The sequence below is a fragment of the Mangrovibrevibacter kandeliae genome (genome assembly GCF_024519155.1).
Lineage (GTDB): Bacteria > Pseudomonadota > Alphaproteobacteria > Rhizobiales > Rhizobiaceae > Mangrovibrevibacter > Mangrovibrevibacter kandeliae.
This window is the reverse complement of the sequence record NZ_JANIFJ010000002.1, coordinates 326,587-348,232: the sequence shown is the minus strand read 5'-3', so window position 1 is coordinate 348,232 and position 21,646 is coordinate 326,587. Positions and strand designations below refer to the sequence as shown.

The 21,646-nt window shown below is 69.2% G+C and carries 20 protein-coding genes; 1 reads left to right on the top strand and 19 read right to left on the bottom strand.

The window, feature by feature from the left end; genetic code table 11:
• Positions 1-6 precede the first annotated feature (6 nt).
• From NPA30_RS07915 to NPA30_RS07830, 18 genes are all read right to left on the bottom strand, one after another.
• On the bottom strand, positions 7-1,161 hold the full coding sequence (locus NPA30_RS07915) for an acyl-CoA dehydrogenase family protein (protein ID WP_256802052.1): 1,155 nt from the start codon (positions 1,159-1,161) through the stop codon (positions 7-9).
• A 4-nt stretch (positions 1,162-1,165) separates the two neighbouring features.
• Complete coding sequence (locus NPA30_RS07910; RefSeq protein ID WP_256802048.1) at positions 1,166-1,999, bottom strand: enoyl-CoA hydratase family protein; 834 nt, start codon at positions 1,997-1,999, stop codon at positions 1,166-1,168.
• Positions 1,996-2,541 carry a MarR family winged helix-turn-helix transcriptional regulator gene (locus NPA30_RS07905; RefSeq protein ID WP_256802046.1) on the bottom strand — a complete coding sequence of 182 codons (546 nt, stop codon included), beginning with the start codon at positions 2,539-2,541 and terminating at the stop codon, positions 1,996-1,998. Before NPA30_RS07905 ends, NPA30_RS07910 begins: the two co-directional genes overlap by 4 nt.
• Complete coding sequence (locus NPA30_RS07900; protein ID WP_256802044.1) at positions 2,538-3,302, bottom strand: SDR family NAD(P)-dependent oxidoreductase; 765 nt, start codon at positions 3,300-3,302, stop codon at positions 2,538-2,540. Before NPA30_RS07900 ends, NPA30_RS07905 begins: the two co-directional genes overlap by 4 nt.
• An 82-nt stretch (positions 3,303-3,384) precedes the next feature.
• Positions 3,385-4,650, bottom strand: coding sequence for a flavin-dependent oxidoreductase (locus NPA30_RS07895; RefSeq protein ID WP_256802043.1), 1,266 nt, complete (start codon positions 4,648-4,650; stop codon positions 3,385-3,387).
• A 55-nt stretch (positions 4,651-4,705) separates the two neighbouring features.
• Entirely contained in the window at positions 4,706-5,164 is a 459-nt protein-coding gene (locus NPA30_RS07890) for a cupin domain-containing protein (protein WP_256802042.1), read from the bottom strand.
• Between the two features lie 81 nt (positions 5,165-5,245).
• Entirely contained in the window at positions 5,246-5,947 is a 702-nt protein-coding gene (locus NPA30_RS07885) for an ABC transporter ATP-binding protein (protein WP_256802040.1), read from the bottom strand.
• Between the two features lie 16 nt (positions 5,948-5,963).
• Positions 5,964-6,722: an ABC transporter ATP-binding protein gene (locus tag NPA30_RS07880; protein ID WP_256802039.1), complete on the bottom strand. Its 759-nt coding sequence runs from the start codon at positions 6,720-6,722 to the stop codon at positions 5,964-5,966.
• On the bottom strand, positions 6,719-7,672 hold the full coding sequence (locus NPA30_RS07875; RefSeq protein ID WP_256802407.1) for a branched-chain amino acid ABC transporter permease: 954 nt from the start codon (positions 7,670-7,672) through the stop codon (positions 6,719-6,721). The genes NPA30_RS07880 and NPA30_RS07875 overlap by 4 nt, the downstream gene beginning before the upstream one ends.
• A 62-nt stretch (positions 7,673-7,734) precedes the next feature.
• Positions 7,735-8,661: a branched-chain amino acid ABC transporter permease gene (locus NPA30_RS07870; protein WP_256802038.1), complete on the bottom strand. Its 927-nt coding sequence runs from the start codon at positions 8,659-8,661 to the stop codon at positions 7,735-7,737.
• Between the two features lie 309 nt (positions 8,662-8,970).
• Positions 8,971-10,152 carry an ABC transporter substrate-binding protein gene (locus NPA30_RS07865; RefSeq protein ID WP_256802037.1) on the bottom strand — a complete coding sequence of 394 codons (1,182 nt, stop codon included), beginning with the start codon at positions 10,150-10,152 and terminating at the stop codon, positions 8,971-8,973.
• A gap of 330 nt (positions 10,153-10,482) precedes the next feature.
• A complete protein-coding gene (locus NPA30_RS07860; protein WP_256802036.1) occupies positions 10,483-11,151 on the bottom strand; it encodes an amino acid ABC transporter permease in 669 nt (222 codons plus the stop codon).
• Positions 11,152-11,280: 129 nt separating this feature from the next.
• Entirely contained in the window at positions 11,281-12,078 is a 798-nt protein-coding gene (locus NPA30_RS07855) for an ABC transporter substrate-binding protein (RefSeq protein WP_256802035.1), read from the bottom strand.
• 207 nt (positions 12,079-12,285) lie between these two features.
• On the bottom strand, positions 12,286-13,947 hold the full coding sequence (locus tag NPA30_RS07850) for an indolepyruvate oxidoreductase subunit beta family protein (RefSeq protein ID WP_256802034.1): 1,662 nt from the start codon (positions 13,945-13,947) through the stop codon (positions 12,286-12,288).
• A complete protein-coding gene (locus tag NPA30_RS07845) occupies positions 13,944-16,106 on the bottom strand; it encodes a thiamine pyrophosphate-dependent enzyme (protein WP_256802033.1) in 2,163 nt (720 codons plus the stop codon). Before NPA30_RS07845 ends, NPA30_RS07850 begins: the two co-directional genes overlap by 4 nt.
• Positions 16,107-16,148: 42 nt before the next feature.
• Positions 16,149-16,775 carry a VOC family protein gene (locus NPA30_RS07840; protein ID WP_372338765.1) on the bottom strand — a complete coding sequence of 209 codons (627 nt, stop codon included), beginning with the start codon at positions 16,773-16,775 and terminating at the stop codon, positions 16,149-16,151.
• Positions 16,776-16,786: 11 nt separating this feature from the next.
• A complete protein-coding gene (locus NPA30_RS07835; RefSeq protein WP_256802031.1) occupies positions 16,787-17,269 on the bottom strand; it encodes a MarR family winged helix-turn-helix transcriptional regulator in 483 nt (160 codons plus the stop codon).
• A gap of 82 nt (positions 17,270-17,351) precedes the next feature.
• Complete coding sequence (locus tag NPA30_RS07830; protein ID WP_256802029.1) at positions 17,352-18,143, bottom strand: cyclase family protein; 792 nt, start codon at positions 18,141-18,143, stop codon at positions 17,352-17,354.
• Between the two features lie 322 nt (positions 18,144-18,465).
• On the opposite strand from NPA30_RS07830, the gene NPA30_RS07825 reads away from it, so the two are divergent.
• Positions 18,466-19,854 carry an FAD-binding oxidoreductase gene (locus NPA30_RS07825; protein WP_256802028.1) on the top strand — a complete coding sequence of 463 codons (1,389 nt, stop codon included), beginning with the start codon at positions 18,466-18,468 and terminating at the stop codon, positions 19,852-19,854.
• 24 nt (positions 19,855-19,878) lie between these two features.
• Here the strand turns inward: NPA30_RS07825 and NPA30_RS07820 are convergent, their stop codons facing one another.
• The gene (locus NPA30_RS07820; protein WP_256802027.1) at positions 19,879-21,462 is read right to left on the bottom strand and encodes a phytoene desaturase family protein; all 1,584 of its coding nucleotides are present in this window, start codon (positions 21,460-21,462) and stop codon (positions 19,879-19,881) included.
• Between the last annotated feature and the right edge of the window lie 184 nt (positions 21,463-21,646).

Sequence of the window (21,646 nt, the reverse complement as noted above, 5' to 3'; positions counted from 1 at the left end):
GCCTCCTCAGGCAGGCTGCGACAGGAGTTGGCGGGCGATGATCAGCTTCTGCACCTCGGTGGCGCCCTCGTAGATCCGCAGCGCCCGTATTTCCCTGTAGAGCGTCTCGGGCACCGAGCCCGACCGGACGCCTTCGCCGCCATGCAGCTGCACGGCGCGATCGATCACGCCTTGCGCGCTTTCGGTCGCCACCATCTTGGCCATCGCGGCCTCGCGCGTGATGCGGGCCGCTCCCATGTCGCGTGTCCAGGCGGCGCGGTAGACGAGAAGGGCGGAGGTGTCGATCGCCGTCGCCATCTCGGCGAGCGCCGTCTGGGTCAGCTGCATGTCGGCCAGCGGCGCACCGAAGAGCTTGCGGTTGCGCGCCCGGTCGAGCGTCGCGTCGAGCGCCCGCCGGGCGAAGCCGAGCGCCGCCGCGCCGACCGTCGAGCGGAAGACGTCGAGCGTCGCCATGGCGATCTTGAAGCCGGCGCCCGCCGCGCCGATGCGGTTCGCGGCGGGGATCCGGCAGTTCTCGAACCTCAGCCGGGCGAGCGGATGCGGGGCGATCGTCTCCAGCCGCTCGGCGATGGCCAGTCCCGGTGTGTCTGCCGGCACCGAGTAGGCCGACAGGCCGCGCGCCCCGGGCGCCTCGCCGGTGCGTGCAAAGACGACGTAATGGCCGGCGATGCCGCCATTGGAGATCCAGGTCTTCTCGCCGTCGAGCCGGATCGTGTCGCCGTCGACGAGGGTCGCGGCGAGCGCGATCTCGGCGACGTCGGAGCCGGCCTCCGGCTCGGTCAGCGCGAAGGCGGCGATGGTCCGACCGGTTCGCACGCCCGGCAGGACGGCCGCCTTGAGCGCTTCGCTGCCGGACAGCGTCAGCGCCCCCGTGCCGAGCCCCTGCATGGCGAAGGCGAAGTCGGCGAGGCCGTCGTGCCGCGCGAAGATCTCGCGCAGGAGGCACAGCGAGCGAACGTCGAAGCGGCCGTCCCCGGGCGCCGCATGGGCGAGGAAGCCCGCCACGCCCATCGCTTCGACGAGCCGTCGGCAGCTGCCGTCGACGTCATGGTGATCGACCAGCCCCGCGACGTGGTCCTGCGCCCAGGCCTCGGCCTCCGCCGCCAGCGCGCGATGGCGCGCCTCGAAAAACGGCCAGTCGAGGAAGCTGCGGTCGGCCACGGCGTCAGTTCCCCTCGAAGACCGGCTTCTGCTTCGCCGCAAAGGCCTCGAAGGCCCGGCGGAAGTCGCCGGTCTTCATGCACAGCGCCTGCGCGATGGCCTCGGCGTCGATCGCCTCGTCGACCCCCATCGCCCATTCCATGTGCAGCATCTTCTTGGTGACGGCGTTGGCGTAGGTCGGCCCTTCGGTCAGCGCCTTCGCCAGCTCCATCGCTGCGGCGAGCGCGCCGCCCGCCTCGGCCAGGCGGTTGAAGAAGCCCCAGCGCTCGCCCTCCTCGGCGCCCATGAAGCGACCGGTGTAGAGAAGCTCCGACGCGCGGCCCTGGCCGACGAGCCGGGGAAGCATCGCGCAGGCGCCCATGTCGCAGCCGGCGAGGCCCACCCGGTTGAACAGGAAAGCGACTTTGGCACCCGCCGCGCCGACCCGCATGTCCGAGGCCATGGCGAGGATCGCGCCGGCGCCCGCGCAGATCCCCTCGATCGCGGCGACGATCGGCTGCGGGCAGGCGCGCATCGCCTTGACGAGGTCGCCGGTCATCGCGGTGAAGGCGTGCAGCTCCGCCGCCTCCATCCGGGTCAGCGGCTCGATGATCTCGAAGACGTCGCCGCCCGAGGAGAAGTTGCCGCCGGTGCCGGTGATGACGACGGCGGTGACCGCATCGTCGAAGCGCAGCGCGTGGAAGGTGTCGCGCAGTTCGGCATAGCTCTCGAAGGTGAGCGGGTTCTTCTTCTCCGGCCGGTTCAGCGTGATCGTGGTGATGCCGGCCTCGATCGACAGTCTGAAGTGCTCCGGCACGAAACCCGCAAGCGGCGCCGCGATGGCGTTCTGGCGCTTCATCGATCCTCCTCCGTCGTTCCGGCTTCGGCGCGGGGCTGGGTCGCTGCGTGGACCGACAGCTTGAGGTCGCCGAGCTTCGACCACAGCGCCTTCTGCTCCTCGGCCGTAAGCTGGCTGAGGAGTTCCGCGACCCAGTCGCTGTGGGCCCGCGCCATCTCGGCAAAGACCGTGTGGCCGTGATCGGTCAGGCGCACCAGGGCGGCGCGGCGGTCGCGCTCGGACACCTGGCGCTCGATCAGGCCCTCCTGGACCAGGCGCTCGACGAGGCCGGTGACGTTGCCGTTGGAGACCATCATCCGGCGGGACAGCTCGCCGAGGAAGATGCCCTCCGGAGCCCGCTCCAGCTGCGCCATCAGGTCGAAGCGCGGCAGCGTCGTCCCGAACCGTTCGCGCAGGCGCTTGCGGATCTCCGCCTCGATGAGGTTCGCGACCGTCAGGAGCCGCAGCCAGAGCCGCAGTTCGCCGCGGTGATGCTGCGGGCTCTCGCCGACCTTGAACTCGGCGTCGATGTGTTCGGGAAGGACTGCGCGTGTGAAGCTCAAATCTCGCCTCCCGCAACCGCGATCGCCTGGCCGGTCATCGCGCCCGCATGGCGGCCGGCGAGCCAGAGCACGCAGTCGGCCACCTCCTGCGGCTCGATCAACCGGCCGAGCGGATTCACCTTGGTGAAGTCGCCGAGGAGATCCTCCCGCGCGCGACCCGTCTTCGCCGCGAGCTTGTCCAGGGAATCGCCGATGAGGTCGGTGTCGCTGTAGCCCGGGCAGACGGCGTTGACGGTGATGCCGCTCCCGGCGAGCTCCAGCGCCAGCGCCTTGGTGAGGCCGACGACGGCGTGCTTGGCGGCGGTGTAGGCGCCGACATAGGCATAGCCCTTCAGGCCCGCCGTCGAGGCGACCGTGACGATGCGCCCGGTGCCCGCTGCCTTCATCGCCGGGACGACCGCCTTCGTCGCGGTCAGCACCGGCTCGAGGTTCAGCGCCATCATCCGGCGCAGCTGATCGACGTCGAGCCGCGAGAGCGGCCCGGTCGACGCGCCGCCGGCATTGTTGACGAGGATCTCCACCGGTCCATTCGCCTCGACGGCGTTGCCGATTGCGCCCTCGAGCGCGGCGCCCTCCGTGACGTCGGCGCCGATCGCCCCGGCAGCGCCGAGCTCGGCCATTGCGCGTGCGGCGCTCTCCGGCGTCCGGCCGTGCACCGTGACGCGGTCCCCGGCAGCGATGAAGGCCGCCGCGATGGCCCGGCCGATCCCGCGGGACGAGCCGGTGACGAGGACATGACGGGGCGCAGGTGTCGATGACAAGGGTCGGGTCCGTGACGAGTTCTTTTAATCTTAAACTATTTCGCGAGGCGGCGGCAACCGGTATGCCCCTTGCGAGTACAACTCACGCGTTGGCCGCGCGCCGCTCTGGCGAGGATCGCTCCGTTTCCACGGAGAAGCCTGCCGTGCCGGCATAACCGCCGACGATCGCCTTGAGCTCGGCCCGCGGGATCACGTCCTCGACATTGGCGAACCCGGCCGGCGCGCGCTTTTCCACCTCGTCGATCACCCGTTCCGGACCGCCCTTGCGGTTCATCCGAACAACTTCGGCGGTCTTCGGCAGGCGATCGCGCTCGTAGTCCCAGAGGGCCTGGCGCGGATGCTCGGCGCGGGCCAGGGCGTCGGCGAGAGACCGCGCGTCGAGGATCGCCTGGCTGGCACCGTTCGAGCCGACCGGATACATCGGATGGGCGGCGTCGCCGAGCAGCGTGACGCGGCCGAAGGTCCAGCGCGGCAGCGGGTCGCGGTCGCACATCGGATACTCGAAGGCCTGCGGCGTCGCCTCGACGAGAGTCTCGACGTCGAAGTCCGGGATCTTGAACCGCTTGGCATAGGGCAGGACCAGCGAACGCTGGGCGACGCGCGACCAGCTCTCCTTGGGCGGCGGCGAGGTCGCGCCGTCGGCCATCTTGATGTTCACGACCCAGTTCATCAGCTGCCGGCCGCCCTCGGCCTCGGCGATCGGGTAGAGCACGAACTTCGCGCCCATGCCGCCGCCGATGGCCATGCTGCGTCCGTCCCGCCAGGGCTTCCACTCCGTGGCGCCGCGCCACATCAGGACGCCGTTCCACGACGGGGCGCCCTCGTGCGGGTAGAAGAGCCGCCGCGCGGCGGAGTGGATGCCGTCGGCCGCGATCAGGACGTCGCCGCGAACGGTCGTTCCGGCCGCGCCGCGCACCGAATCGGTGAAATGCGCGGTGACGCCGCCCTCATCCTGGATGAAGCCGGAAAGCGCGTGCCCCGTCCTGACCGACGCAGGGCCGAGCCGGTCGATCACGGCGTCGTGGATCACCTTCTGCAGCCGGCCGCGGTGGATCGAGAACTGCGGCACGGGATGGCCCGCATCGACGCCGCGCATCTCGCGCCAGACTTCCTGGCCCTGACGGTTGTAGTAGAAGAGCTCGCGGGTGCGGATGCCGGTGTTGTCCAGCGCCGGCAGCAGGCCGATCTCGGCGAGCTCCCGGATCGCGTGCGGCAGGGTGTTGATGCCGACCCCGACCTCACGCACGGCCGACGACTGCTCGTAGATCTCGGCGCGGATGCCCCGCCGATGCAACATCAGCGCGGTGGTGAGGCCGCCGATGCCGGCCCCGACGATGATCACCTTCATGGCTGCGCTCCCTTCAGCGAACGTCCCTGCGCCCTCGATCGGCCCTCCTGCCGGATCAGCCGGCGTCCGGCGGCGGCAGGAAATCCACCTCGTGGCGGGCGGAGATCGCCACGACCTCGGCCGGATCGGGTGTCGGGCCGAGATTGTGGAGCGCCCAGAAGAGGTCGTAGAGGCGCTGTGCCGGCGAGACCCAGAAGAGGCACTTCACCTCGGCGTGGGACTTGTTGAACAGCCCGTGCGGCACGCCCTTCGGCAGGCGCACGAGGTCGCCTGGCCCGGCGAAGCCCTCCTTGCCGTCGAGGAGGACGTCGAGCCGTCCCTCCAGCATGTAGACGAATTCGTCCTGGGTCGGATGGATGTGGGGCGGCACGAAGGTGCCGACCGGAAAGGTCGCATGCCAGGAGAGCGAGTGCTCGGAATGCTGCTTCGGCACGTAGATCTGGCCGAGAATGTTCCAGCGGATGCCTTCGATCCCCTCGTTGGCCGGGGTGACGCCGATGGTCATGTTGGGCATGGGTGGGGCTCCTTCGGGTTTGACTGTCGCATCTCTGTCGAATGGCGCGCGACGGAGCGGTGGTGCTGGGGCCTTGAGGTCTCAGACATGCAGGAATCTGTCCTTGATGTCCGGGGTCGCCCGCAGCTCGGACGTGGTGCCGGTCCAGGCGACGCGCCCCTTCTCGATGACGACGTGCCGGTCGGCGAAGCGGGCGAGCGCGTCGACGTTCTTGTCGATGACGAGGATCGCCTCGCCCGCGTCCTTGATCGCCGTCAGACAAGTCCAGATCTCCTCGCGGATCAGCGGTGCCAGGCCCTCGGTCGCCTCGTCGAGGACGACCAGCCGGGGATTGGTCATCAGGGCCCGGCCGATCGCCAGCATCTGCTGCTCGCCGCCGGAGAGCTGGTTGCCCATGTTGCGGCGCCGCTCCCTGAGGCGCGGGAACAGGCCGTAGACGCTCTGGAGCGTCCACTTCGCCGGGCCGCCGCGATCGCTGCGGTGGGTCGCGAGGAGGTTCTCCTCGACCGACAGCGTCGGAAAGATGTGCCGCCCCTCGGGCACGAGGCCGAGGCCACGCTTGGCGATGACGTGCGGCGGCTTGCCGGTGACGTCCTCGCCGTCGACGGCGACGCGGCCGGCCCGCGGCTTCAGCAGCCCGAAGATCGACTTCACGGTCGTCGTCTTGCCCATGCCGTTGCGGCCGAGCAGCGTGACGACCTCGCCCGCCCGCACGGTGAGGTCGATGCCGAAGAGGATGCGGCTGTCGCCATAGGCGCTCTCGAGCGCGTCGACCGTCAGCATGGTGCGGAACCCGGCATCACGCCGCCTCCTCTTCGCCGAGATAGGCGGCACGCACGTCGGGGTCGCTGCGCACGCTCGCGGCCGTGCCGGTCGCGATCATCCGGCCGTAGACGAGCACGCTGACCTGGTCGGCCAGCGCGAAGACCGCTTCCATGTCGTGCTCGATGAGGACGATCGTGTGGGTCTGCTTGAGGTCCTGCATCAGCTCGACGAGCACCGCCGTCTCTTCCTTGCCGGCGCCGGCGAGCGGCTCGTCGAGAAGCAGCAGCCGGGCCCCGCTGGCGAGCGCGATCGCGATCTCGAGCTTGCGCTTCTCGCCATGCGACAGGCTGCCGGCCCGCCGCTGCGCCCGGTCGTCGAGCTGGACGCGCGCCAGCGCATCCATCGCCAGCGCGTTGAGCTGCGCCTCACGGGCAGCCGGCGCGAAGAAGCGGAAGCTCGACCCGGAGCGGGCCTGAACCGCCAGCGCGGCATTCTCCAGGACGGAGAAGCCCTCCAGCACCGAGGTGATCTGGAAGGAGCGGGCGACGCCGCGCCGGACGCGTTCGACCATGTCCAGCCGGGTGATGTCCTCGCCGGCGAAGGAGACGCGGCCGGCGTCGCTGCGAAGGCTTCCCGACAGCTGGTGGATCAGCGTGGTCTTGCCCGCCCCGTTCGGGCCGATGATGGCGTGCAGCTCGCCCGGCCGCACGTCGAAGGAGACGTCGTCGGTCACCGTCAGCGCCCCATACGCCTTACGCAGGCCCGCGACGGACAGGATCGGCGCGTCGCTCACGGTTGCGACCGCCCGGTCAGGCGTTCGACGCCGCCGACGATGCCGCCGCGGGTGAACAGCACGAGGAGGACGAGAAGGATGCCGAGGCCGAGCTTCCAGTGCTCGGAGAAGATCGCCAGCCAGTCCTCGACCAGGAGGAAGGCGATGGCGCCGGCGATGGCGCCGACCAGCGTGCCCATCCCGCCGAGGACCACCATGACGATGAGTTCGCCCGACCGCTGCCAGGTCATGTAGGCCGGCGAGACGAACTCGGCCTGGTTGGCGAGGAAGACCCCGGCGATCCCCGCGATCGCGCCGGCCATGACATAGGCGGTGAGCTGGTAGCGAAAGGGCGAGAAGCCGATGGCCTGCATGCGCTGGGCGTTGTCCCGCGTGCCCCGGAGCACCCGACCGAACCGCGAGGCGACCACGGCCCGCAGCCCGGCGAAGGCAAGGATCAGGACCGCCAGGACGGCATAGAAGAGCGCCATGTCGTCGTCGAGCAGCGGCGCGCCGAAGAGGGTCGAGCGGGCGGGAAGCGTGATGCCGTCGTCGCCGCCATAGGCCGACAGCGACACCATGAAGAAGTACGCCATCTGCCCGAAGGCGAGGGTGATCATGATGAAGTAGACGCCCCGCGTCCGCAGCGAGATCGCGCCGGTGACGAGGGCGAAGAGCGCGGAGGCGGCCACCGCCGCGATGGCCTGGACGAGGATGTCGCCGACGCCGTTGGCCGACAGGATCGCCACCGCATAGGCGCCGATGCCGATGAAGGCCGCATGGCCGAAGGAGACCATCGCGCCGTAGCCGAGCACGAGGTCGAGCGACAGCGCGGCGAGGGCGAAGATCATGATCCGCGTCGCCGTCACCATCAGGAACGGGTCGTTCAGCGCGGTCGCGGCGAGCGGGAGGAGGGCGAGCAGGAGGAAGATCACCGCGGCGGCCATGGCCGCGCCGCGGCCCGCCAGCATGCCGCCCTGCCGGTGCTCCGCGACGCCCGGCGTCGCGGCCGGCGAGACCTGCGACGCGGCGCTCACGCCACCGCTCCCCTGGAGGGGAACAGGCCGGACGGACGGAAGAACAGGACCGCCGCCATGAGGATGTAGATCAGCATCGGGGCGAGGGTCTGGCCGGTCTGCGCGGCGGCCGAGGGCTCCATCATGGAGCGCAGGAGGATCGGGCCGAAGGTGCGCCCCAGCGTGTCGACGAGGCCGACGAGGAGCGCTGCGACGAAGGCGCCCCGCACCGAGCCGACGCCGCCGATGACGATGACGACGAAGGTGAGGATCAGGACGCTGTCCCCCATGCTCGGCTCCACCGACAGGATCGGCGCGACCATCGCCCCGGCAAAACCGGCGAGCATCGCCCCGAGGCCGAAGACCAGCATGAACAGCCGCTTGATGTCGACGCCGAGCGCCGAGACCATCGGGGCATCGGTCGCGCCGGCCCGCAGCAGCATGCCGATGCGGGTGTGGCTGACGAGGAGATAGAGGCCGAGGGCCGTCAGCAGTCCGGCGGCGATGATCACGATCCGGAACACCGGATAGCGCATGAAGCCGATCAGCGGGATCGAGCCCGACAGGAGGTCCGGAATGGGAACGCTCATCGGCGCGGCGCCCCAGATCATCTTGACGCCCTCGTTGAGGATCAGGATCAGCCCGAAGGTCGCCAGCACCTGATCCAGGTGGTCGCGCTCGTAGAGCCTCGAGAAGATCAGCCGCTCGAGAAGGATGCCGAAGGCGAGCGTCGCCGGCAGGGCGAGCGCGAGGCCGAGGAAGAAGTCGCCGGTCCAGGCCGTCAGCGTCGCGACGAAATAGGCGCCGACCATGTAGAGCACGCCATGGCCGAGATTGATCAGGTCCATGATGCCGAAGATCAGGGTCAGCCCGGCCGCGACCAGGAACAGGAGGATCCCGAACTGGATGCCGTTCAGCGCCTGGAGGAGGAAGAGGTTGAACATGGATCCCGCGTCGTTCTCATGCGCTGCCATTCTGCGCCAGCGCCGGCGCTGACCGGCCGTCGAGGCCCCTCGTCCCGAGGTACGATCGAAGCGAGCCTTGATGGGCAGGGGCGGGCGATGCCCTTGCGAGCGGCGCGCTGTGGCGGCGATGCGGCGAGGTCGAGATGGGCGCCTCTTCGCTCGTCGAGGCTCCCGTCGCTGCGCGCCGCTCGCGCCTCGGCATGAGGAGCGACCGATGCGTCCCGCTCCTCATGCCGCACTCGCCTGCGCCGGTCCTCCGGCCCTGCGTTCAAGCTCGGACCATCGGCCTCAGTTCATCTTGCAGTCCTTGGCGTAGTTGTCGGCATAGTCGGAGAAGATCTTCTTCTCGATCTCCGTCTGGTACTTGCCGTCGTCGCGCTTGGCGACCTTGACGAGATAGAAGTCCTGGATCGGGTAGTGGTTCGGCCCGACCTTGAAGGACCCGCGCAGCGAGGTGAAGTCCGCCGCTTCCAGACCCTTGCGCAGCGCGTCCTTGTCGTCGAGCTTGCCGCCCGTCGCCTTGACCGCAGCATCGATCATCTGCGCCGCGTCGTAGGCCTGCATGGCGTAGGTGCCGGGGACCGCGCCGTACTTCTTCTCGTATTCGGCGACGAAGGCCTTGGACTTCTCGTTGTCCATGTCGGGCGCCCAGTTGGCGCCGCCGAAGAAGCCGATCGCCGCGTCCTTCTGGGCCGGCAGCGTGGTTTCGTCGACCGTGAAGGCCGAGAGGAACGGGATCGTCTCGAGGCCGGCCTGGCGATACTGCTTGACGAGGTTCACGCCCATGCCGCCGGGCATGAAGGTGTAGACCGCATCCGGCTGGGCGGCGGCGATCTGTGCGAGTTCGGCCGAGAAGTCGAGCTGGCCAAGCGGGGTGTAGATCTCGTTGACCACCTCGCCCTTGTAGGAGTGCTTGAAGCCGGCCAGCGCGTCCTTGCCGGCCTGGTAGTTCGGCGCCATCAGGACGACGCGCTTGTAGCCCTGGTCCTGCGCGTACTTGCCGAGCACCTCGTGGGGCTGGTCGTTCTGGTAGGACGAGACGAAGAGGTTCTTGTTGCAGTCGGCGCCGGCGAAGTTGGACGTGCCGGCATTGGGCGAGATCAGGAACGCGCCGCCGTCGACGACCGGCTTGGCGATCGCCATCAGGATGTTCGAGAAGATCGGGCCGACGACGAAGGTGGCCTTATCGCGCTCGACCAGCTCGCGCGCCTTGTTCGCAGCGACGTCCGGCTTCAACTCGTCGTCGACGGTGACGATGTCGGTCGGAAGGCCGCCGAGCTTGCCGCCCATGTCGTCGACGGCCAGCATGAAGCCGTTGCGGCCCTGTTCGCCGAGTGCCGCAGCCGGGCCGGAGAGCGTGAACATCAGCCCGATCTTGAGCGTGTCGCCGGCCTTGTCCTGCGCATGGGCCGAGCCGGCGAGCGCCGTGGCTGCGAGAAGTCCGATGGCGACGGTGCGGATCCCTGTCATTCCTGCATCTCCCATGCGACGGTGTCCGGCGAGGCGATGAGATCGTCGCCGAAAGCAGCCCTGCGTTGCTGATCTGCGCACCTTCCCGGCTACGCTGAAAATTAGTTTACACATAAAATAACCGGTCGCAACTGGACTCGGCTGGCTTTTTGAAGGGCAAGAGCCGGTGCTCCGAAGCGCGTTCGGAATGCGTTCCGGGCGAGCATTGCGCGCCGGAGATCCGGGACTTTACAGGCTTTCGACAGTCAAGGGCGGCATGCAGCGTCCGCTCGACCGCTGTCAGGCCACCGAGCGCCGCAGGGCTGGAGGCCGGGCACGCCCGTCGGCGGCTCAGCGCGCGTGGGAGAAGCGCCGCTCCAGCATCGCCACCAGACGCACCGCCGGCCACAGGATGACCAGATAAATCAGTGCAGCGGCGATCAGGGGAGACGGATTGGCCGTCAGCGCCTGCGCGTCGGTCGCCTGCTTCAGGAGATCGGGCATGGCGACGACGGAGGCGAGCGAGGTGTCCTTGGCGATGGCGACGCAGTTCGACGTGTGGGGCGGAGTCGCGATGCGCAGCGCCTGCGGCAGGATCACCTTCCACAGGATCGCCGGAAAATGCAGGCCGAGCGCGCGGGCCGCCTCGGTCTGACCGGCGGGGATCGACTGGATGCCGGCGCGGAACACCTCGGCGGTGAAGGCCGACAGCACAAGCGCGAGGGCGAAGACGGCCGAGGTGAAGGAGGACAGCCGCACCCCGACGAAGGGCAGGGCGTAGTAGACCAGCACCAGGACGACGAGGATCGGCAAGGCACGGAAGATGTCGACGATGCCGACCGCGAGATAGTTGATGGGCTTCGGGGCATAGAGCCTGAGGATACACAGGAGGATGCCGGCGACCGACCCGATGAGCAACGTCGTCACCGCCAGCGCGAGCGTGTTCTTCAACCCCGCGATGAGCATCGGGAAGACCCGCCACATGACGTCGGTGTTGAGGAAGGTATCCAGGAAGCTCATCGATGCGGAGGCCCGTCTTGCGGTTCGTCTGTCGCGCGTGCGGACGGACGGGCCCGGAAGCGATCCGCGCCCGCCCGCTCATTTGCCCTGCAGACCGGCGGCGCGCGCGGCGGCGCCGGTCGTCCGGCCTTACTCGGCGGTGGGGATCGGCAGGACCTCGACGGTCGACGTGCCAGGATCCGCCGGAACGCCCAGCCACTTCTCGTGCAGCTTGGCCATCGTGCCGTCCTTCTTGATGGCGCTGATCGCGTCGTTGACCTTCTCGAGCAGCGGCGAGTTCTTCGGCAGCATCATCGCGAAGCGGTCGCCGGTCTGGATGCGCTCGGCGATCGAAAGCTGCGGCAGCTGCTTCATGGCGTACTGGAAGCCGCCGATGTCGCTGATGCCGCCGGCGACGCGGCCGTTCTGCACATCGAGGAGGAGGTTCTGGAAGGTGTCGTACCCCTTGTACTCGCCGAACCCGTATTTCTCCTGGTTGTCCTTGATCCAGGTCTCGCCGGTCGAGGTCGAAAGCGCGCCGACGGTCTTGCCCTTCAGGTCCTCGAGCGTCTTGACCTCCGAGCCGACCTGGGTGACCAGCGCGAGATCGCTGTCGTAGTAGCCCTGCGTGAACGACTGGTTCTTCAGCCGGTCGTTGGTAATCGAGATGGTCGAGATCGCAAGGTCGATGCGTCGCGAGGCGGTCGCGGCGAAGAGCGCCTGGAAGCCGAGATCCTGGATGTCGACCTCGTCGCCGAGGCGCTTGGCGATCTCCTTGACCAGATCGACCTCAAAGCCCTCGAACGAGCCGTCCTCCTTCTTCACCTCCCAGGGCGGATTGGCCGGATAGGCGCCGACGGTCAGCGTCTCCGCAGCGGCGGACTGCGGTGCTGCCGCCAGGGCGCCGGCGAGACTCAGCGCAATCAGAAGCGTATTCGCGATCTTCATGTCAGTTTCTTCCTTCGAACGTTGCGGAGGGGAAGTCCCGGCGTTTCCGCCGGATGATCAGAGGGCCTGCGCGATCCGTTCGCAAGCGCTCCTGATGCGGGATTCGTCATTGCAGCTGCACATACGGATGAAGGGCGTCGGGACGGTGCCGAACAGGCGATACGGCGTGCTTGCCGCCCGAGGATCGTGATGCGGAAATTTGCGGGGTCACGCCGGCATGCCGGCCTCTGTCGGCGTGGCGGCGAAGGAGGCCACCGTCTTCAGCGCCCCGTCCAGCATCGCGCCCTTCTCGTCCTTGAGCGCCGCCTCGCGCAGGCGCCGCAGCCAGTCCGCCGCATCGCTCCGCCCCTGAAGCATCGGCAGGGCGGAGAGCACCCGATCGAACTTCGAGAGGCCGCGCGCATGGGTGTCGCTGTAGCCCTTCACCAGCCGCCGGCAGGCGAGGATCTCGATCGCAAGGTCGTAGTCCTGCGGCGCCGTATCGAGCGCCAGCCGATACCAGGCGCCGAGATGGGCGGTCTCCACCTCGTGGCGAAGCAGGTGGCGCCGCCAGCGTCGCAGGCCGCCGATCCCCCAGAGCAGGGCGAAGCCGGCCATCGAGTCGGTGCGGATGTGCCGGCCCCGGTTGACGCGCCGGTCGAGCCACGCGGCGAGCTTCGGCCGGGCCTCGACCCAGCGGCCGAGCCCGGCCGGCATCGTGCCGCAGAACTCCTCGATGCGCGGGTGGAAGTACTCGGTGACCTTCAGGAGGTCGTCGTCGCGCACGCCGATCTCGCGGCGGACGCGCGCCGTGCGCGTGGCGCGCGTCTTGAGGTCGGCGACGCGGATGATGTCGTCGTAGCAGAGGGCGTTGGCGAGATACTTCGCCGCGCTCTGGCTCAGCGCGTAGGTCCGCGCCTCGTCGTCGATCGCGACGGCCGCCCCGAGCCGGTCGAGATACTCCGCGCCATAGTCGGCATCCTGATAGTCGACGACCTTGCGAAGGCCGAGCCGCGCCATGGCGCGAACCGGAGGCGGCAGGGCGTCGACCCGTCCCTCCAGGGCACGCCATTGCGCGAGGAGGCGCCCATCCCCCCGCGGTGCCGGGGAGGGGGCCGCGGCGTGCACGTCGTCCGCGTCTTCGCTCTCGGGCTGGCCGCCGAGCGGGAGCGGGGCGTCCACCGGGGCGCTGCCCTCGACCACCGGGGCCTGCGGCAGCCCGACGGTCTCGTCGGCGCGGCGGCGTGCCGCCTCGTCGTAGGCCTGGCCGAAGGCCTTCAGGCTCGCCTTCACCCCTCGGCCCGAGGCCTCGATCGTCGCCTCGAAGCTCTCGCGTGGAAACGGCAGGACGCCGGAGCCGGCGAGCGCGCCGAAGAGGCTCGACGAGATCACCGAGCCGGCTTCGACGGCGATCCTTTCCATGTCGAAGATGACGTGGTCCTTCGACGCCTTGCGCGCGGCGTCGAGAACCTCGGCGGAGGAGGCGCGCCCGTCGCCGGGCACGACCTTTTCCGACACCGCGGCGATGCGGTGCGAGGAGGCGATCAGCGTGGTGCGGTTCGGCGTGACGAAGCCGCGCAGGATGGCTCGGCCCGCCTCCATCAGCTCGGCGGCGATCAGCACGTCGACGTCGCCCTGCGAGGGCGACAGCGAGAACACCGGCTGGCGGCCGCGATCCCGGCACATCTCGACATAGTAGATCGTCGCGCCGGTGCGCTGCGCGACGCCGGCGACCGAGGTCGACTGCGCGCGAAAGCCGTTGCGCTCGGCGACGTCGACGATCCAGTTGGTGAGGACGCCGCCGCCCTGGCCGCCGACGGCGAGCGCGGCGACCGAGATGATCCGGTCGGAAACGTGTGAGCCCGGCCGATGATCGAGGGCGACGGTCATGCCGCGACTTCCGAGAACACAAGGCGCCCGGCGTCACGCCGCTTTTGCAGCCAGGCGATGACCCGGCGGCTCATGCGCGCGGCGAAGCGCTCGGCCGAGGACGGGTTGTGGACGGTGTCGGCCCGGTAGAAGGACGGGCAGAGCACGGCGGCGTCCGCCACCTCGCCGCAATTGCCGCAGCCGACGCAGCTGTGGTCGATGTGGGCGACCGGGTCGTCGCGCAGCGGATCGTCGAGGGTCTTGACCGACAAAGACGGGCAGCCGGACAGCCGCATGCAGGCGTGATCGCCGGTGCAGACGTCCTCGTCGACGCCGAAGCGCGGCGCGACCACCCGCTCGCCATCCTTGATCGCCTTCGCCGCGAGCGGCTTTTCCCGGCGCTGGCGGTTGAGCATGCATTCCGACGAGGCGACGATGACCTTCGGCCCGGTCTCCTCGGTCGTCAGCGCCTCCTTGAGGGTGGCCTGCATCTTCGTGACGTCATAGGTCCGCTCGAGATGGCGCACCCATTTGACGCCCATGCCCTTCACCGCCTCGGTGATCGGATGCTTGGTCGACTTCGACTTGTTGATTGCGCGGGAGGAGAGGATGTCCTGCCCGCCGGTCGCCGCGGAATAGTAGTTGTCGACGATGACGATGACGCCGTCGTTCTGGTTGAAGACCGCGTTGCCGATCGAGGAGGTCAGCCCGTTGTGCCAGAAGCCGCCGTCGCCGACGAAGGAGATCGACCGGCGCTTGGCGTCCGGCGCGTTGAAGGCCGAGGCGGAGGCGGGACCGAGGCCGTAACCCATCGTCGTCGCGCCGAGCTCGAAGGGCGGCATGATCGAGAACAGGTGGCAGCCGATGTCCGAGGCGATGTGGTGCTGGCCGAGCTCCTGCTCGACGAGCTTGGTCGCCGCGAAGATCGGCCGCTCGGGACAGCCCGTGCAGAAGCCCGGCGGCCGGCCGGGCACGGTTTTGGCGAGCTCCGGCAGGTCGACCGGGCTTTCCTCCGCCCGGTTCGGCGCACGGATGGCGTCGGGCAGGAGGTCGGCGGCATGGTCGCGCAGGAAGCCGCCGATCCCGTCCAGCATCACCTGGCCGGTATATTCGCCGGCGACCGGCAGGTAGCCCTTGCCGAGGAGCCGCGAAGTGCCGCCGTTCTTGTAGAGGAGCGCTCCGAAGGCCTGCTCGATGTAGTTCGGCTGGCCCTCCTCGATGACGAGGACGGCGTCCTTGCCCTCGCAGAACTCGAGGAACTCGTCGTCGATCAGCGGATAGACGGCGTTGAGGACGTAGAGCGGCACCTCGGTGTCGCCGTAGATGTCGGCAAGGCCGAGGCGCTGCAGCGCCCGGATGACGCCGTTGTACATGCCGCCCTGGAGGACGAGGCCGATCCTGCCGGTGGCGGCGCCGAAGATCTCGTTGATCTGCCGCGACTTGATGAACTCGACCGCAGCCGGCCAACGCTTTTCCACCTTCTCCTTCTCGTGGTTGAAGGAAGCGGGCGGCAGGACGATGCGGCCGGTGTCGCGGCGCGGGTTCTCCAGCGCGTCCGCGACCGTCATGGCGGGGCGCCTGTTGTCCTTGGCGGTGAACTTGCCGTGGACATGGCAGCACTTGATGCGCACCTGCAGCATCACCGGCGTGTTCGAGACCTCCGAGAGCTCGAAGCCGTCCTCGACCGCCTTGACGATCGACGGCAGGTTCGGCCGCGGGTCGAGCAGCCAGACCTGGCTCTTCATCGCGAAGGCGTGGCTGCGCTCCTGCATGATCGAGGAGCCTTCGCCGTAGTCCTCGCCGACGATGATCAGCGCCCCGCCGGTCACGCCGCCGGAGGCGAGGTTGGCGAGCGCGTCCGAGGCGACGTTGGTTCCGACCGTGGACTTGTAGGTGCAGGCGCCGCGGATCGGATAATGGACGGACGCGGCGAGCATCGCCGTTGCGGTCGCCTCGGAGGCCGAGGCCTCGAAGTGCACCCCGAGTTCGCCGAGAATGTCCTGCGCGTCGGCGAGGACGTCCATCAGATGGCTGATCGGCGCGCCCTGATAGCCGCCGACATAGCCGACGCCGCACTGCAGGAGCGCCTTGGTGATCGCAAGAATGCCCTCGCCGGAAAACTCCGCCCCGTCTCCGAGCCGCAGCTTCTCGACTTCCTTGGCGAATGACCGCTCAGCCATGAACGAAGCTCCTTCAAATCCCGCCGGTTGCGTTCGGGAGGATCATTTCGCCGGGTCGCGGGTCGACCACAGCACGGTCTGCGCGCCTGTCTCGTAGGCCATGCCCTTCGGGTAGCTGATCGCTTCCAGCTGAAGGCCCCAGGGCGCGAAGAAGTAGAGGATCGTCTGGCCGGCCGCCGGCCCGTCTTCGATCGGCACCGGACCCATCAGGGTGCGCACGCCGTGGGCGTCAAAATAGGCCTTCGCTGCCTGGATGTCGTCGACATAGAAGGCAAGGTGATGCCCGCCGATGTCGCTGTTGCGCGGCATCGCCTTCGACTGGTCGGGCGCCTCGTACTGGAAGAGCTCGATGTTGCTGCCGTTGCCGCAGCGCAGCAGCGTGATCCGGTCGATCACAGCGCGCGGGTCAACGTTCACGAGATCCGTCATGAACGTGCCCTTGTCGTCGCGGAAGGGCCCGAAGGACATCGCCTTGCTGCAGCCGACGACATCGACGAAGAAGCTCTCGGCCGCGGCGACGTCGGGCACGGTGATGCCGACATGGTCGATGCCCCGCATGCCGGGCATCGGCTCCGCGGCCGCGGTTCCCGGGATATGGGCCGAAGCGAGGGCGACCAGGGCGACGCCGGCTGCACGAAGGATCACCTTTGAATGCGCTGCTCTCGTCATCGACACACCTCCTAGAAATCGTGCCGCCGGATGTTGGCGAGGATCTTCTGCAGCACGGCCACGAAGGCCGCGTATTCGCCGTCGTCGATGCCCTTGAACATCGTGCCGAACGCCGCCCGCATCACCGGCCAGACCTCTTCGAACAGCGCCCGGCCGGCCTCGTTCAGCGAGACGCGGCGGACGCGGTTGTCGCTCGCCTGGGGTTCCCGCCGAAGGAGGCCTTGCGCCTCCATGGCGTCGAGCGTGCGGCTCAGGGTCGACTGTTCGATCACCGCGTAGACGGACAGCTCGCTGACGGTCAGGCCGTCGGTGACGGCGAGGATCGCCAGCGTGCGCATCTGCGCGATGGTCAGGCCGTGCGCCTTCAGCGCCTCCCGGAGCGTGGCGTTGTAGCGCCCCATGATCCGGTTCATCAGGTAGGGCGCGAACTGCTGCAGCCCGATCTCGCCGAGCGCGAACGCCCGCCCGCCGGGCACCGTGCCCTCGCCGTCCATCAACGCGACCCGATTGCGAGCGGACGATCCGACCGCGCCGGGGCGTGGCCCGCCCGTCGCATCCGCCGTCTCGCCCCGCGCCTCAGGACCTGGGAACCAGCGCCAGGGCGCGGACCGGGCTGCCGGTGCCGTGCTCGATCTTCAGCGGGGCGGCGATCAGGATCGCGCCCTTCGGTGGCAGCTTGTCGAGATTGCAGAGGCTGGCGAGGCCGTAGCGGTTGTTCTTGTGCATCAGGTTGTGGGCGGGGAAGGGGATCTCCATCCCGCCGGCCTGGCCGGCATCGGTGCCGATGCACTCGGTGCCCCAGCCGATGGCGCCCTTGTCGATGATGTACTGGATCGCGTCCGGCGTCGGGCCCGGTGAATGGGGGCCGGTGGCGTCGGCGTTGAGGAAGGTCTCCTCCGAGCCGTTGCGCTTGTACCAGTCGGTGCGCATCACCACCCACTCGCCCGGCTTGATCTCGCCGTGCTCGGCCTCCCAGGCCTTCACGTCCTCGGCGGTCAGGAGATAGTCGGGATCGGCCGCGCTCTTGGCCGAGCAGTCGAGGACGTTGACCGGGGCGACGAAGTTCTTTGCCGGGATCGAGTCGGTCGCCCCGTCCGGGAAGTCCTTGCCCGTGATCCAGTGGTGCGGCGCGTCGAAATGCGTGCCCGAATGCTCGCCGACCTTCAGCCAGTTCCAGGCCCACCACGGGCCGTTCTTGTCGTACTCCGAGATCTTGTGGATCTCGATCTTCGGGGTGTCGACGGCGAGCTCCGGCGGGAGCTTGAGCAGCGGCGTGTTGGGGCCGAGGACGGCCGAGAGGTCGACGATCTCGACGCCGCCGCCCAGCAGCATCTCGGCCAGCGCGGCCAGTCCCTGTGTCTCCGCCATCTCCACCTCCCCCGATCGCCGCCGTGCGGCATGTGGAGCGAAACGCTATCCCCCTAAATATGCATATGCAAGGACTTTGCGCACCGCTTCAGAGCTGCTCGTTTTCTTCGCAGACTGCACACGGATCTTGCTGCATCTGCGAGAGAGCGCAGCAAACGGCCGTGATCATCGAGTTTCGACTCGGCGGGCGGATTGCCTTTGACTCGCCGCACCATCAGGCGGACCGCATCACACGCTGGGAATATATGAAAATGCATATAAGCTGCCGGCTTCGGCGCGCGGGTCGGGCGCACCGCCTGCCTTTCTCCGGCGGAGGATCGTGATGGACCATCGGCTTGCACTTCTCGGCGCGCATCTCGGCGACGATCTCGTCGCGGTGGGCGACGGCATCCCGGAGCGGGCGACGCACGACTGGAGCGGCCTGCCGCCGGTCCGGCCGCTGGCGCTCGTGCGTCCCCGCACGACGGCGGACGTCGCGGCAACGCTGAAGCTCTGCGACGCGCACGGCATCGCGCTCGTCCCGCAGGGCGGGCTGACGGGCCTTGCCGGCGGGGCGCACCCGGTCGGCGACGCCGTGGCGCTGTCGCTGGAGCGCATGAACCGGATCGAGGAGATCGACCCGGCGATGGCCACCATGACCGTCGAGGCGGGCACCGTGCTGCAGGTCGCCCAGGCGGCGGCCGAGGACGCCGGGCTGTTCCTCGCGCTCGACCTCGGCGCCCGCGGCTCCTGCACGGTCGGCGGCAACCTGGCGACCAATGCCGGCGGCAATCGGGTGATCCGCTACGGCATGGCCCGCGAGCACGTGCTCGGGCTCGAGGTCGTGCTCGCCGACGGCACGGTCGTCTCCTCGCTGAACAAGATGCTGAAGAACAACGCCGGTTACGACTCCAAGCAGCTGTTCATCGGCTCGGAGGGGACGCTCGGCGTCATCACCCGCGCCGTCCTCAGACTGCAGCCCCGGCCGAGCTTTTCGACCAGCGCGCTCTGCGGCTGCCGGGATTTCGAGGCCGTTCTGTCGCTCCTCAAGGCCATGCGCGCCGGGCTGGGGCCGTCGCTCACCTCCTTCGAGGTGATGTGGCCGAGCTTCTACGACTTCATGGCCGGCAGCCTGCCGCATCTGCCGCGCCCGCTGGCCGGACGGCACGGCATCTACGTCGTGATCGAGGCGAGCGGTTTCGATGCCGAGCACGAGGCCGCGCGGCTGGAAGCCGTTCTCGGTGCGGCGCTCGAGGCGGGTGATGTCGAGGACGCGGTCCTTGCCGCATCGCAGACGGACGTCGCCGATCTCTGGGCAATCCGCGAGAGCGTGTCGGAATACTCCAAGGTGCTCGGCCCGATCACCGCCTTCGACGTCGGGCTCTCCGCCGGTCGCACCGGCGAGGTCGTCGAGGTCCTGGAGGCCGGGCTGAGGGCGCGCTGGGCGGACGCGATCGCGCTGTCCTACGGCCATATCGGCGACAGCAACCTGCATCTGGTGGTCCACGTGCCGTCGGCCGGCTTGGCGCAGCCCGGCGAGGCCATCACGGGCTTCGTCTACGACACCATCCGCCGCGCCGGCGGCACGATCTCGGCGGAGCACGGGATCGGCCTCCTCAAGCGCAAGTACCTCTCCTACACGCGCTCGGACGAGGAGCTCGACCTGATGCGCCGGATGAAGCGGGCGCTCGATCCCAAGGGCATCCTCAACCCCGGAAAGGTGCTCGGGTAACGGGCAGCGCGATGGCGGCGGCGCTCAGCGCCCCGCCAGATCCTGCGCCAAGAGGTAGCCCGAGCCAGCGCCGAGGCCGCCGCCCGGCCAGGTCGAGGCGCCGATCAGATAGAGCCCGTCGACCGGCGTGCGATAGCGCGCCCAGCCCGGCATCGGCCGGAACAGGAAGTTCTGCGACAGGTGGTGGCTGCCACCGATGCCGTCGCCTCCGACGAGATTGGGGTTGCGCCGCTCGAGATCGGCGGGCGTCTCGACATGGCGGCCGAGGATCTTCGCCCGCGTTCCCGGGGCGTAGTCCTCGATGATGTCGATCACCCGGTCGGCATAGGCAGCGCCCGCCTGTGCCCAGTCGCGAGCCTCGATCCGGCCCGCGGCATCGCCCCGGATCGTGCCGGGCACCACGCGCACCTGGACCCAGAGCGTGTGCCGGCCGGCCGGTGCGCGCGAGGGATCGACGGCCGTCTGCTGGCCGACCACGAGAAGCGGCCGGCGGGGCAGGAGGCCGGCCATCGCCTCGGCATAGGCCTGCGCCATCCCGTCGAGATCCGGCGCGAGGTGGACGTAGAGGAAGCGCTGCAGTTCGGCGCCGGCGGTCCAGTCGGGCAGACCGGACAGCGCGAGGTGGACCATCATCGTCCCCGGACCGTGACGGAACGTGCGCGCGCCCCGGTCGAAGCCGTCGTCGCCGCTGCCCGCCGACGAGGCGAGCAGCCGGTCGACCAGGGCGCCCGGCGTCACGCCGGCGATCACCGCGCGCCGGGCGGCGACCTCGCTGCCGTCCGCGAGGACGATGCCGTCGGCCCGGCCGGACCGGCGGCGGATGGCGGACACCTCCGCTCCGGTCACGACGCTGCCGCCGAGTTCCTCGATCCTGGCGACCATGGCCTTGATGATGGTGTCCGCGCCACCCTTGCCGATCACCATGCCCATGGTCTGGTCGACCATGCCTTCGAGATAGGGAAACAGCGCGCCGCCGGCGACGTCGGGCGCGAAGTCCAGATGCATGCCCCAGGCGCCGAGCGCCGCTTGGATCAGCGGCGCCTCGAAGTTGCGCTGGAGAAACTCGCGCGGCGAGGAGGTCAGCAGCCGGCCCAGTTCAAGAAGCCCGGACGTGCCCTTGGCGCGCCACGCCTTCCAGCCGAGCGCGGCCAGCCGGCGCCGGCCCATCGGTGCGCCGAGGAGGGCGAAGAGGTGCGGCGCATCGCCTGCAAAATCGGCCACCATCTGGCGCCAGCGCGCGGCATCGGCCGGCGACAGCGCGGTGGCCCGTGCGACCGTCTTCTCGATGTCGCGGGAGACGCCGAACCAGGAGCCGTCCGGCGCTGGCGAGGCGAAGCAATCGTCGGTCGGGACGAAGGCGAGACCGTGCCGGGCGAGCGCGTCGCCATGGTCGCGGAAGAAGCCCGAGCCGGCGAAGAGGCCGAGATTGGTCGCGTAGAGGTCGTGACGGAAGCCCGGAAGCGTCACCTCCTCGGTGCGGCAGGCGCCGCCCGGAGCCTCGTTCCGCTCGAAGACGCCGACCGACCAGCCGCGGGAGGCGAGATGGACCGCAGCCGCCAGGGCGTTGTGCCCGGCGCCGATGAAGACGGCATCGAATTCCCTGGCCAAAGGCGCTGTCCTCCGTCGCGGGCGGCCGGACGGGGCCGGCGGGAGCGGGCCGGATCACCGACCGGACGCCGAGATTATTTTAAGCCTGTACATTTGCATATGCATCGATTGGCAATAGGCTTCCGGGCATCGGCCGCCGCGCAGAACCGGCCTCGCCCGGGCCGATTGCAGCCGTCGAAGCGGA

What these genes read in the sequence shown, in the direction of transcription:
- NPA30_RS07910 (WP_256802048.1), bottom strand. Translation starts at nt 1,999, where the DNA reads ATGAAGCGCCAGAACGCCATCGCGGCGCCGCTTGCGGGTTTCGTGCCG.
- NPA30_RS07895 (WP_256802043.1), bottom strand. Translation starts at nt 4,650, where the DNA reads ATGAAGGTGATCATCGTCGGGGCCGGCATCGGCGGCCTCACCACCGCG.
- NPA30_RS07890 (WP_256802042.1), bottom strand. Translation starts at nt 5,164, where the DNA reads ATGCCCAACATGACCATCGGCGTCACCCCGGCCAACGAGGGGATCGAA.
- NPA30_RS07885 (WP_256802040.1), bottom strand. Translation starts at nt 5,947, where the DNA reads ATGCTGACGGTCGACGCGCTCGAGAGCGCCTATGGCGACAGCCGCATC.
- NPA30_RS07875 (WP_256802407.1), bottom strand. Translation starts at nt 7,672, where the DNA reads ATGCTGGCGGGCCGCGGCGCGGCCATGGCCGCCGCGGTGATCTTCCTC.
- NPA30_RS07870 (WP_256802038.1), bottom strand. Translation starts at nt 8,661, where the DNA reads ATGTTCAACCTCTTCCTCCTCCAGGCGCTGAACGGCATCCAGTTCGGG.
- NPA30_RS07865 (WP_256802037.1), bottom strand. Translation starts at nt 10,152, where the DNA reads ATGACAGGGATCCGCACCGTCGCCATCGGACTTCTCGCAGCCACGGCG.
- NPA30_RS07860 (WP_256802036.1), bottom strand. Translation starts at nt 11,151, where the DNA reads ATGAGCTTCCTGGATACCTTCCTCAACACCGACGTCATGTGGCGGGTC.
- NPA30_RS07855 (WP_256802035.1), bottom strand. Translation starts at nt 12,078, where the DNA reads ATGAAGATCGCGAATACGCTTCTGATTGCGCTGAGTCTCGCCGGCGCC.
- NPA30_RS07850 (WP_256802034.1), bottom strand. Translation starts at nt 13,947, where the DNA reads ATGACCGTCGCCCTCGATCATCGGCCGGGCTCACACGTTTCCGACCGG.
- NPA30_RS07845 (WP_256802033.1), bottom strand. Translation starts at nt 16,106, where the DNA reads ATGGCTGAGCGGTCATTCGCCAAGGAAGTCGAGAAGCTGCGGCTCGGA.
- NPA30_RS07840 (WP_372338765.1), bottom strand. Translation starts at nt 16,775, where the DNA reads ATGACGAGAGCAGCGCATTCAAAGGTGATCCTTCGTGCAGCCGGCGTC.
- NPA30_RS07835 (WP_256802031.1), bottom strand. Translation starts at nt 17,269, where the DNA reads ATGGACGGCGAGGGCACGGTGCCCGGCGGGCGGGCGTTCGCGCTCGGC.
- NPA30_RS07830 (WP_256802029.1), bottom strand. Translation starts at nt 18,143, where the DNA reads ATGGCGGAGACACAGGGACTGGCCGCGCTGGCCGAGATGCTGCTGGGC.
- NPA30_RS07825 (WP_256802028.1), top strand. Translation starts at nt 18,466, where the DNA reads ATGGACCATCGGCTTGCACTTCTCGGCGCGCATCTCGGCGACGATCTC.